Raw genomic sequence first — 9913 nt, forward strand, 5'->3', positions numbered from 1 at the left:
TCCTTCACCCATCTCGAACAACTCCTGGCCATCGACCAGCCGCTCAAGCGTGCCTTTACGAGATTGAGTGCATTCGCGGCAACTGGTCGGTGCGGGATTTGAAAAGGCAAATCGGGTCGTTGTATTTTGAGCGGTCGGGGCTGTCGAAGGACAAGGAAAAGCCTCGAAGATGGTGAATGAGGGCATCGAGGCGGCGGAGCCGAGTAGAGAGTAGCCATCTTGCTCCGCGAGATGAGCCTAATGCTTGGAAGGCTAAGCGGATCACGATTTTTGTGAATTTTGGATGTCAGCGAAAGCCTTCCTGCCCATCTCGACGAAGCGAGATGGCTACTTTGCTGGCGCATCCTGAAACGCCATGTGCTCGCAGCACTGGAGACTTTCCTGCACGCGAAGCATCTAGAGATGCTCGGCAAAGCCTGAAACACGACTGCCATGCCTGTTCTCGAACAATTTCGACTCGATGGAAAACGTGCCCTCGTCACCGGTGGCTCGCGTGGGCTGGGTTTGAGATGGCGCGGGCTTTGGGGAGGCGGGAGCGAAGGTGATCATCACGGGATCGAGTGCTGAAAACCTCCACAAGGCCTGCGAGGAGCTTTGCAGCGAGGATTTGCATGTCACGTCGATCCAGGCCGATCTCTCGAAGCCGGAGGAGGCCGAGCGATTCTGTGATGTCGTGCTGCGGGATCATCCGCCCATCGACATCCTCATCAACAATGTCGGTGGCCGCCGCATCAACACGCCTACGGAGGATCTGGCGCTGGAGGACTGGCAGCGGATCATCGACTTGAACCTCACGCAGGCCTTCATCCTCACCAAACGACCTCGGCGGGGCGATGATCCCGCGAAAGTGGGGCCGCATCATCAACATCGCCTCCATCAATGCCCCTCTGGCCCGGCAAGGCAATGCGCGGTCGCAGTTACGAGGCCTCGAAAGGAGCCCCGGCCATGTTCACGAAGGCCGTGGCGGCAGATTGGGCCGTGCATGGCATCACCGTGAACGCCATCGCGCCCGGCCCGTTTTTGACCGATGCGAATCGCCGCTGGATCGGCGAAAAGCCCGAGTTTGAAGGCGAAGTGGCGGCCAGCATCCCGATGGGCCGCTGGGGCCGACCGGAGGAGATCGGCCCGCTCGCTTTGTACCTTGCCAGCGAGGCCAGCAGCTTCATGACTGGCAGTGTTTTGGTGCTGGATGGCGGGAAGCTGCTTTGGTGAGGGCTCAACCAAACGAAAGTCCAGTTTACGTTTAGTTACACTAAACGACATTTGGGTGGCGTTTAGTTGGCCGATGAGTGTTAAAAGTCGCCATGAGCAAGACAACAATGCACCGACTTCCTGCTTGGCTTTTGCCGATCTACTTCGCCTTTCTCGTGGCTGGCTTCGCAACGATGCTGCGGGTCGCGTGGCTGTATGCCAACTCACCCGTGTTTGAAACGAGGGCGACGCTGGTTGCGGGAGTTCGAATGAGTGGTTCTGTGACTCATCATCGTCAGTTTTTGGAAATGATGCAGACCATGCTGAACACGGTGATGGAAACCATCCAGTCGCCGGACATGGCAAGAAAGACTGCGGATCGTGTCCGTGCGCTGTTTCCAGAAACACCGCCATGTGAGGTGACGCTACGTGTGTTGCAAACCAAAGGCTCGGCGAACGTGAATTTGATCGTCACAGGTTCGGAACCCAAATACATCCAACATTACCTCAATGCATTGATGGATGAATTCATAGCCGTCCGCAATTCTTGGCGGGAAGCATCGGCCAACAAGATTGTCTCACCTTTTCTGCAAGCGATAGTCAATGAGCAAAAGAAGGTGGAGGAGGCACTTGATGCCGTTGAGGATGCCAAGAAGCAGGTGGAGTCGGTTTCAGCCAAGATCGAGGTGGAAAGGCTTTCTGAACGCCTCAAACGCCTGCGCGATGAGCGGATGATTTGAAGCTGGCCCAGCCAGAAAAGCTGCCTGCTGTTGAAACCGAAATTCAGAGAATCGAGAACGAGTTAGAAAAGCATGAAGAGGCAGTCAGCAGGCTTAGAAGAGCCAAGGAAGTCTATGAATTGCATCAGAAGACCTACCAGGAGCTGTTTGAACAAGTTCAGCAGTGGACGAACCTGGATTATGTCGTGGATTATGTTCACATCCAAGAGCGTGCCACTGTAGCTTCGCAGCAACCGGTATTGAGTTGGTCGAGCATCGGGTGTTTTTATCCGGGGCTGGGTTGTCTTATCGGAGCAATCACGGGGCTAGGGTATGTGCGTCGAAGGCCTTTAGAAGCTCTTGAATGAATTCTTGGTTTGATGAGCAAGATAGCCGACGATCACTGTTTATTCGCTTCACCTCATGCTCATCTCCACCCACCACCCACTCCGCGGCGTCCTGCCGGTTTTTCAGACGCCTTGGCTTGAGGATGAGACGCTTGATCTCGAAACGCTGGAGCGTGAGATCGCGTGGCTTTATGATTGTGGGGCGAACGGGATCGTGATGGCGATGGTGTCGGAGACGTTGCGGCTGGATAGCGAGGAACGTGAGGCGCTGGCTGAGGCGGCGTGCCGGTTTGGCAAGGACCGCGGCGTGGTCGTCATCAGTGTCGGTGCCGAATCATCCAAAACCGCCGAGCGTTATGCAAAACATGCCGAAAGCATCGGCGCGGATACGGTGATGGCGATTCCGCCGGTTTCTATCGGCATCGGGGAGAGTGAATTGCTGGCGTATTACACGCGGATCATTGAGGCGATCCACATCCCGGTGATCGTGCAGGATGCGAGCGGGTATGTGGGGAAACCGATGCCGATTGCGATGCAGGCGCGGCTGTTGGAGGAGTTTGGGCCGGAGCGGGTGCAATACAAGCCGGAGGCGAGCCCGATCGGGCCAAAGCTGAGCGAGTTGCGCGATGCGACGCAGGGCCATGCACGCGTGTTTGAGGGCACAGGGGCATTGCGCTGGTGGATTCGTTCAAGCGCGGCGTGGTGGGCACGATGCCGGGCGCGGATTTGATTCGCGGGCTCGTGCCGCTTTGGAAGGCGCTGGAGGCCGGCGATGCGGCGAAGGCGGATCGCATCCATGGGCCGCTTTCGGCGCTGATTTCGATGCAGACAAGCTTGGATGGCTTTTTGGCGGTGGAGAAGCATCTGCTCAAACGGCAGGGCATTTTCAAAAACACGCTGGTGCGTGGTCCGGTGGGCTTCCGGCTGGATGCGGAGACCACGCGTGAGGTGGAGCGGCAGTTTGACCGGATGATCGCGGCGGCGGCGGGGTGAGTTTGAAGAGAGCAGCGGAAAAGGTGGGTTTGTCGGCTTTTGCAAAAAGCAGTTGCCGGAGAGGGCGAGCGGAATCAGGGGCGTGGAGGAAGCAGTTTTTATTCGTAGCACCATGAGCACTCAGGACCCCATTTATGTCATCGGCCATCGCAATCCAGATACGGACGCGATTTGCTCCGCGATCGGGTATGCGGCGTTTTTGCGGGATGTGCGCGGTATGGATGCCGTGGCGGCCTGCTGTGGTGAGCTGAGCGTGCGGACGAATTGGGTGCTGCATACGGCGAATGTCACAGCGCCGAGGCTGCTACTCGATGTGCGGCCTACGGCTGCGACGATTTGCCGCCGGGATGTGCTGACGGCACGGCCTGCGGATACGTTTTTGTCGGTGTATCGCATGATGCTTGAGCATGGTTTCCGCAGTATCCCGGTGGTGGATGCGGAGGGGAGATTGCTGGGGGTGCCGTCGATCCAGGAGATGGCGGAGCTTTTCCTGCCGGTGGAGGGTAGCTCGCTGGCGGGGAATCGCGCGGTGCGCACGAGCTTGGCGAATATCGTGGCGGCGCTGGGTGGTAGGCTGGCGGGAGAGGCGAGCGAGGCTGAGCGGGAGCAAGACTTTGTGCTGGTGGTGGCGGCGTCGAGTGTGGAGACGTCACGCCAGCGTGCGATGCAGTTCCAACCGCGTGATGTGGCGCTGGTGACGGGTGATAGGCCGGAGATCCACGCCTTGGCGATCGAGCTGGGGGCGCGGTGCCTGGTCATTACGGGCGGTTTTCAGCCGTGGAGAGCATTTTGACCCAGGCTCGTGCGAAGGGTGTGGTGGTGATCTGCTCGCCGCATGATACGGCGAGCACGTCGCAGCGTCTGCGTTTCTCCAGGCCCATCAGTGGGGCTTTGAAGGATGAGTTTTTGTCGTTTGGGTCACGCACGCCGCTGCGTGAGATCGTGCATGCGGTGCAGAGCTCGCATCAGCCACTGTTCCCGGTGGTGGATGAGGAGACGCGGCATTTGATCGGTGTTTTCTCCAAGTCGGATCTGATCGATGTGCCGCGTGCGCGGCTGGTGCTGGTGGATCACAATGAGTTCGCCCAGGCTGTGGCGGGTGCGGATGAGGCGGAGATCATCGAGGTGATCGATCACCATCGCCTGAGTGGGAATCTGCGCACGAAGGAGCCGATCCGCTTCCTGAATGAGCCTGTGGGCAGTACCTCGACCATCGTGGGGATCATGTACCGCATGCGTGGTGCCGCGCCGGATAAGGGCACGGCGATCTGTCTGTGCGCGGGCATTATCAGCGATACTCTGCATCTGACTAGCCCGACGACGACAGAGACAGATCGTGAGATCTTGAGCTGGCTGGCTGGGATCGGCGGGATCGACGGGGCCTCAGTTTGTGAAGGACTTTTTCGCGGCGGGATCAATGCTGCGTGAGAATACGCCGGATCGTGCGCTGGAGAGTGACCGGAAGGTCTTTGAGGAGAATGGCTGGCATATCAGTATCAGCCAAATCGAGGAGCCGGGTCTGGAGGAGTTCTGGAAGCGTGAGAGTGGCCTGCAAGCGGCTCTGCAATCACTTTTGAAGAAGCATAGTCTGCATTTCGCCTGCCTGATGGTCACAGACATCACACGGCATCACAGTGTACTGCTGGTGGCGGGTGATCAGCGTGTGATCGGTGCCATCGACTACCCATTGGCCAAAGAAAACGTCTATGACATGCCCGGTGTGGTGAGCCGGAAGAAGCAGCTCTTCCCGTTCATGAGCCATGTGGTGAGTAAATTGGCTGCGCCGTGATTTAGAGAGAGCGCTGCGGATTGGGCGTGTGATCTGGTTGCGATTTGGCGGATGCGCCCGAGTGGTGAGTTCATTTGTTTTTCTGCTTATGCTCCAACTTTCTGATTTGCTCGCTGATGAGGCTCTGCGCCGTGCTGAATTCCCTGTGGTGGAGAAGGGTGTGTTCCTGGCTCATGCGGGGGTGACGATTTTGCCGCGGCGTGTGGTGAGGACGATGCAGGAGCACCTGGAGGCGAGCTGCACGCGGATGCAGGAGTATCCAGAGGCGTGGAAGGCGGTGCTGGAGACGCGAGCAGTCGCAGCACGGCTGATCGGGGCAAAGGCCCAGGAGATCGCGCTGCTGGGGCCGACTTCGGTGGGGCTGAGCTTGGTGGCTAGTGGCTTCCCGTGGCAGGCGGGGGATGAGGTGGTGTGTTACCCGGATGATTATCCGGCGAATGTGTATCCGTGGCGTGAGCTGGAGCGGCGGGGAGTGATCGTGAAGGAGCTGCGGCCGGATTCTCCAGGGGAGATCACGCTGAGCCTGGTGGAGGCAGCGCTGACGGCAAAGACGCGGATGGTGGCGCTGGCGTCTTGCCATTACCTGAGTGGTTGGCGCATTAATGTGGATGGGATAGGCCGGATGCTGCGAGAGCGAGGTGTGTTTTTCTGCCTGATGCGATCCAGACGCTAGGGGCGTTTGAGACGCGGGTGGAGTATGTGGATTTTGTCGGCAGATTCGCACAAGTGGCTGCTGGGGCCTATGGCGGCGGGGATTTTTATGTGCGTGAGGAGTTGCAGGAGATGCTGCGGCCAGGGGCTGCTAGGGCTCATGGAATGTGCGGAGCCCAGACTTCATCGCGCAGGCGGAGATCGCCTTTGAGCGTGGGGGAGGCGCTATGAGCCGGGGGCGCTGAATATCAGTGGTATCCTGGGGATGAAGGCGGGGATGGATTTGATCGCGGAGATCGGGCTGAGGCGATTAGCGGGCAGTTGCGGTGCTTGAAGGCGGCGCAACATGAGTTTTTGGCTCCGTTGGGGTCCGCTTCTCGGACCGGAGCTGGACATGCGTTGAGTTCTTCCATCACGACGGTGTGGCATCCTGAGCAGTCGGTGGAGGTGCTGAATGCGCGGCTAGCGGCCCAGGGTATCGTAGCCTCTCTGCGACATACGCGTGATGGACGCGGTCATCTGCGGTTCAGTCCGCACTTTTACAATACGCGTGCGGGAGATGGAGAGGGTGGCGGAGGTGCTGGGTTCGGTGGGTTAATAGTAGAGTCGGTTCGCTGTTCCCGGTCCGCTGTTCCCGGTTCGCTGGTCCCGGTTCGCTGTTCCCGGTCCGCTGTTCCCGGTTCGCTATTCCCTGTTCTCCGTTCTCCGTTGTTCCCAGTTCTCAGTGCTTAGTTCGCGGTTGATTTGCGCTACTAAGAACTAAGCACTGAGAACTGAGCACTTTGACTTGGGCGGCACGAGAACGGATCAACACGATCCAACCCAGAGAATGCGAAACGCGCACCTCAGCGGCGCATTTTGGCGAAGAAGACGCGGGCGCTTTCCAGGATGCCGTAGGCGCTTGGGGGTGTGAGCTCGCTGGTTTTGATGCGGAGGTCCGCGAGGGATTTGTAGATGGGTTTGCGCTCGGTGAGCAGGCGGGTGAGTTTTGCCTGGGGTCTTCTTCCAGCGAGGAGGGGGGCGATCTTGATTGAAGCTGGTCCGGCGGGCGAGGAGCGCGGGGTCTGCATCGAGCCAGACGATGTAGCCGAGGTGGCGCAGGAGGGAAAGATTCGGGGCTGGGTGATGATGCCGCCCCGTGGCGATGCAGCAGCCACGGCGACCGAGAGGCTGCGGAGGGCTGCGCTTTCACGCTGGCGGAAACCGCTTTCGCTTTCAGCAGCGAAAATGGCGGGAATGTTTTTGCCAGCGGCTTCGATGATGAGGTGATCGGTGTCGATGCATTGAAAGCCGATCATTTGGGCGACTGATGCGTGCGACGGTGGTTTTGCCGCTGCCCATGAGACCGATGAGGATGATGTTTGACGGGGATGATGCTCACCGCTTTCATGATGCACGGTGTCGAGGATGCTGACGAGGTCGGGGTCGTTTTGCAGGGCGTCGGTAGGTGGGATAGTGCGGTGACCATCCGGTGGAGCCGAGTTTGGCGTTGGAGATGTGTTTATGGCTCCAGCCGCGTTTGCGTGTGGTGTCTGGTTCACGCTCGGGGCATGTGGAGGCCAAGGGAGGCGGCAAATATCCAAATAAGCGGCCTCTCGAGTGACTTTGGTCGTCGGCGATGTTGAAGACGCAGAGAGAGCTTTTGGGTGATGAGGTGCTAGGGGCTGGCGGCGTCATCGGCGTGGATTTGGTTGAGGTGGCGGCCTTCGCCGTGATTTCCCTCGATGGCGGCTTTTCCTTCGATGGAGGGTTTTGAGCAGAAAAGAGCGATGGGGGCCATAAATGCCAGCTTGAGGCGTGCGACGCCGCCATGGGCCTGTAGGGAGATGTTTTCCGCCTCGCGCAAAAAGTCGGCCCGTATCGCTGAACTGCGGGGCTGGTTTCTATCGACCGTCTCATATGCGGTCTGTGGATAAACGCTGGTGCTGCTGGTGTAGAGGCAGAATGCGAGGGAAGGCAGTGATGAAGATGCCGCATGCCATCGACATAGACGCTCGGTAAGGTCTCTGCTCCGCCACGATGGAGCTGGCGCAGTGGATAGAAGCGTCGATGGTGTGGAGGCGAAGGTTTTCCGCGAGGAGCGAAATACGGCGCTGGGTGCTGATGTCGCAGAGGACTCGATGATGGTGGGGAGGCTTGGTCTGGCGGGAGGGCCACAGGCGAGAACTCTGTATTGCGTGAGCCCGATGACGCGGTGCCCTGCGGCATGGAGTAAGATCAGCGAGTGCGGGCACCGACGAAAACCCTGTCTTTCGGCGACGAGGATGGTCTGCGGCGGCTGGCTCATGGCTCTTGTTGCGCGGAATCGACGCGGCGATGGGTACGCGATAGTAGGTGGTGAGGCCCTCGATGGCAGCGCCGCGCACATGGTCGCGGACGACGCTGGTTTACAGGTTGCCGCCGATAAGGAATTGCGTCCGATGTATGCCCATTGAGCAATCGGCGGTAGGTTTCGCCCATGGTTCACTGCATGACGTGGGGCTCCAAATAGACGACAGGGGAACCGTAGAGGCGATTGGCGAGGAGGTTCGGAGCATACACAGCGTCATTGGTGCCGGGGCGGCGTGCATTGGGTGTGGTGTAAACATAGGCGGGCAGGCCTGTGATGCGGCGCATGCCTTCCCCGACGGCATTGGCGAGTGGGAGCTCCTCCTCATACGCGTGCGAGGAGGCGATGAAACATCTCATAGCGTATGTCGGCCTGCTCCAGCTCCCAGGGACGCTGTAGCAGCCAGTGACGAGGATGTGGAAGTGATTGTTGGGCTGAGAGTGGGGGAGGTGGCAGCGCCCCCAGGCCTCCACGACTGCAGTGGAGGCAGAGGACGGAATCTGGCCCAGTCTCGGTGTTGACCTTTTCTTGCACGGGCTTGGATGTCGCGCTGACGCGACCAGAGCTTTCAGCCTGCCATTGCACGGTGAGAGCTTCGCGCGTCGCCGGTGAAGAACAATCGTGAGTCTCTTTGGGCTGAGGAAGCCGGATTCAAGTGAAGTGGCTTCCGCGCAGCACATCGAAGAGAGAAATCCGGCGGGCGCTGTTTGGTGACAGGCGCAAGGCGGTCACGCAGCGAGGGTGACGTAGGCTCCGAGTGCTTTGAGGCGTTTTCTTCTGCGAGTGCCTGTGCGGTGATGAGGGTGGGGTAGCCCTCCTGCACGGCCTCATTGGGGGCAAAGCCCACGAGGAAGCGCTCTCCTCCACGGTGGAAGCCAGCCTCCTCGCTGTGGCCTGGGTCGATGGCGATGTGCAGATCGGCGGCGAGGGCTGGCCGGATCAGTGAAGCAGCAGGGGCTCTGGACGCGGTGCCAGAAGCGGCGTGTGGCGGAGTCGGAGGAGGGCTCTGGGCAGGCTCCGAGCGATGCGGTGCTCTGGCCGAGCAGGGTCGCCTGTTTGGATGATAAGAGCACCCGGCTCCGGGCAGGGCTGCGGGAAGGCCGCAAATCCGGTGTAGATGTTGCGTAGCGCCCGGTCTCGACATCTGCGCGGCTCGCGGTGTTCGCCAGCGGAGCGAGAGCCTCCCGGTAGGGTGCGTCACCGAAGTGGGCTGGGTTTCGCGAGTCGGTCGATGCTGCTGGCCAGAGTAGGAGGGGCCTGGAGCGGCCTGGAGCCTGTGGGCCGGTATGATGGTGGAGGCCTGACTGGTAACAGGTGCCGCAGGGAGGGCGCAGGTGTGCCGCTGCAGGGGGCAGCGGCACGTTCGGAGTCGAACTGCGCGGCGGTGTCTGGGGCGGTTGACACGATGAAGCTGGGACGCATAGGGACACGATTTTCTCGAACATGAGTTGGATCTGTAACAGGAGGACACCGTTCATCATCTACCTAAGTGAGGCTGGCGATGAACTGGAAGAGATGGATGCTCCGCCCCCGGATGCAGAATCCGGTCGCAGATATGGTCTCCTCGCCTGCTATCTTCCTCCCGGTGACGTGGTGGGCGAGCCGGGGCGCAAAGCCGTGTCCGTGCTACTGCCGCTGCTCAAAGAGGAGGCGAAGATCCCTGACCCCCGTGGTGAATGGCGAAAATTGAGCGGGCGGGCGCAGCATCACGCCGAAAATAGCCATCAGTCTGATGCGCAGTGGTGCCACCATCAGTCACGACGGGAAAGATATCTGGGGATCAAAAGGAGATCATTCCATTCTTCGCAAGAGGGCGCGCATCCTGAGGCCGCTGAATTGTACCCCGCTGGGGTGCCTGGAAGGCAAGGCAGTGTGATTTTGGAGACTAAAAAGG

The 9913-nt window shown here is 59.6% G+C and carries 10 protein-coding genes and 2 pseudogenes; 8 read left to right on the plus strand and 4 right to left on the minus strand.

The window, feature by feature from the left end; genetic code table 11:
- Nucleotides 1–432: 432 nt before the first annotated feature.
- The 8 genes and pseudogenes from IPK32_26140 to IPK32_26175 all read left to right on the plus strand — a co-directional run bounded on the left by IPK32_26140 (nucleotide 433) and on the right by IPK32_26175 (nucleotide 5712).
- Nucleotides 433–1212 (plus strand): annotated as a pseudogene (locus IPK32_26140) (SDR family oxidoreductase).
- Between the two features lie 92 nt (nucleotides 1213–1304).
- The gene (locus IPK32_26145) at nucleotides 1305–1931 is read left to right on the plus strand and encodes a hypothetical protein (GenBank protein ID MBK8095357.1); all 627 of its coding nucleotides are present in this window, start codon (nucleotides 1305–1307) and stop codon (nucleotides 1929–1931) included.
- A complete protein-coding gene (locus IPK32_26150; GenBank protein ID MBK8095358.1) occupies nucleotides 1928–2278 on the plus strand; it encodes a hypothetical protein in 351 nt (116 codons plus the stop codon). The genes IPK32_26145 and IPK32_26150 overlap by 4 nt, the downstream gene beginning before the upstream one ends.
- 55 nt (nucleotides 2279–2333) lie before the next feature.
- Nucleotides 2334–3250: pseudogene (locus tag IPK32_26155) on the plus strand (dihydrodipicolinate synthase family protein).
- A 112-nt stretch (nucleotides 3251–3362) separates the two neighbouring features.
- Complete coding sequence (locus tag IPK32_26160; protein MBK8095359.1) at nucleotides 3363–4043, plus strand: DHH family phosphoesterase; 681 nt, start codon at nucleotides 3363–3365, stop codon at nucleotides 4041–4043.
- On the plus strand, nucleotides 4040–4678 hold the full coding sequence (locus tag IPK32_26165; GenBank protein MBK8095360.1) for a DHH family phosphoesterase: 639 nt from the start codon (nucleotides 4040–4042) through the stop codon (nucleotides 4676–4678). The genes IPK32_26160 and IPK32_26165 overlap by 4 nt, the downstream gene beginning before the upstream one ends.
- Nucleotides 4668–5039 carry a hypothetical protein gene (locus tag IPK32_26170; protein ID MBK8095361.1) on the plus strand — a complete coding sequence of 124 codons (372 nt, stop codon included), beginning with the start codon at nucleotides 4668–4670 and terminating at the stop codon, nucleotides 5037–5039. Before IPK32_26165 ends, IPK32_26170 begins: the two co-directional genes overlap by 11 nt.
- A gap of 88 nt (nucleotides 5040–5127) precedes the next feature.
- On the plus strand, nucleotides 5128–5712 hold the full coding sequence (locus tag IPK32_26175) for an aminotransferase class V-fold PLP-dependent enzyme (GenBank protein ID MBK8095362.1): 585 nt from the start codon (nucleotides 5128–5130) through the stop codon (nucleotides 5710–5712).
- Between the two features lie 823 nt (nucleotides 5713–6535).
- On the opposite strand, the gene IPK32_26180 is transcribed toward IPK32_26175, so the two are convergent.
- The 4 genes from IPK32_26180 to IPK32_26195 form a co-directional block, all read right to left on the minus strand.
- A complete protein-coding gene (locus IPK32_26180) occupies nucleotides 6536–7231 on the minus strand; it encodes a hypothetical protein (protein ID MBK8095363.1) in 696 nt (231 codons plus the stop codon).
- Between the two features lie 116 nt (nucleotides 7232–7347).
- Nucleotides 7348–7977, minus strand: a complete 630-nt coding sequence (locus tag IPK32_26185) for a hypothetical protein (GenBank protein MBK8095364.1) — start codon at nucleotides 7975–7977, stop codon at nucleotides 7348–7350.
- A gap of 176 nt (nucleotides 7978–8153) precedes the next feature.
- On the minus strand, nucleotides 8154–8378 hold the full coding sequence (locus tag IPK32_26190) for a hypothetical protein (protein ID MBK8095365.1): 225 nt from the start codon (nucleotides 8376–8378) through the stop codon (nucleotides 8154–8156).
- 838 nt (nucleotides 8379–9216) lie between these two features.
- Complete coding sequence (locus IPK32_26195) at nucleotides 9217–9441, minus strand: hypothetical protein (protein MBK8095366.1); 225 nt, start codon at nucleotides 9439–9441, stop codon at nucleotides 9217–9219.
- Nucleotides 9442–9913: the final 472 nt, after the last annotated feature.

Source organism: Verrucomicrobiaceae bacterium, from assembly GCA_016713035.1.
GTDB lineage: Bacteria > Verrucomicrobiota > Verrucomicrobiia > Verrucomicrobiales > Verrucomicrobiaceae > Prosthecobacter.